The sequence below is a fragment of the Rhizobacter sp. P3_B12 genome, assembly GCF_056402895.1.
On record NZ_JBFUGN010001469.1, the window covers coordinates 1 to 1,044 of the forward strand.

A 1,044-nucleotide genomic window follows, 5' to 3' on the forward strand; every position below is an offset into this window, starting at 1 on the left:
GCATCGCATCGAAGCGCCAGTCCGGGAACAGCGGCACCAGCTCGCCGCTCGCCCGGTGGGCCTGCGACATGTAATCCGGCAGCCAGAGCACTCCCAGGCCCGCCAGGCCGGCCGCCAGGCAGGCGTTGCCATCGTCCATCGCGACCACGTACCGCCCCGTCACCTCGATGCGTTCGCCGTCGCGCTGCATCGCGTACGGCACGATCTTGCCGGTGCGCGCGCTCTTGTAGCCCACGATGCGGTGATGCGTGCCCTCGAGATCCCGCGGATGCGCCGGTGTGCCCGCGCGCGCCAGGTAGCTCGGCGCCGCACAGACCCGGGCCTGCAGATCGCCCACGCGGCGTGCCATCAGCGACAGGTCGGTGAGTTCGCCGCCGCGCACGACGCAATCCACCTTCTCGCCGATCAGGTCCACCATGCGGTCGCTCACGCCCATGTCGAGCTGGATGTCGGGGTAGCGCGCGTGGAAGGCCGGCAGTGCCGGCACCAGGATGATGCGGGCCAGCGGGGTCGGCACGTCGACCCGCAGCCGGCCCCGCGGCGTCGCCGAGGCGCTCGACAGGCTGCTCTCGGCATCGTCCATGTCGGCCAGCAGGCGCAGCACGTGCTCGTAGTAGGCCGCGCCGTCGGCCGTCACGTTGACCTTGCGCGTGGTGCGGTTCAGCAGCTTCACGCGCAGCCGGGCCTCCAGCTGCTGCACCAGCTGCGTCACGCTGGTCTTGCTCAGCTGCAGCGTCTCGGCCGCCTTCGTGAAGCTGCCGGTCTCCACCACGCGGGCGAATGCCTGCATCGCATCAAAACGGTCCATCGCTGATCCCCGCTCTTCGACGATTGTTTGGATTTTCCAAACGATGATTGTCTGCCAGGCCCGTAGATCCCGGCGGCGGGGATGCCTAGAGTCTCTCCATCGTGATCAATTCAAGGATGCAAGCGATGGGCAAGCGTGATGTGGTTTTTCCGGCCGGGCGCCAGGCGCTCTATGAAACGAACCGGTATTCGCCGGCGATCCGGTCCAACGGCTTCCTGTTCGTGTCGGGGCAGGTC

At 67.9% G+C, this 1,044-nt stretch carries 1 protein-coding gene and 1 pseudogene; one reads left to right on the plus strand and one right to left on the minus strand.

Annotated elements, in window-relative coordinates; translation table 11 throughout:
- Nucleotides 1–808, minus strand: an 808-nt coding sequence (locus AC1D01_RS36150) for a LysR family transcriptional regulator (protein ID WP_477874556.1), incomplete at its 3' end; no start/stop codon positions are given.
- A gap of 125 nt (nucleotides 809–933) precedes the next feature.
- On the opposite strand from AC1D01_RS36150, the pseudogene AC1D01_RS36155 reads away from it, so the two are divergent.
- A pseudogene (locus AC1D01_RS36155) lies at nucleotides 934–1,044 on the plus strand (RidA family protein); the annotation flags it as partial.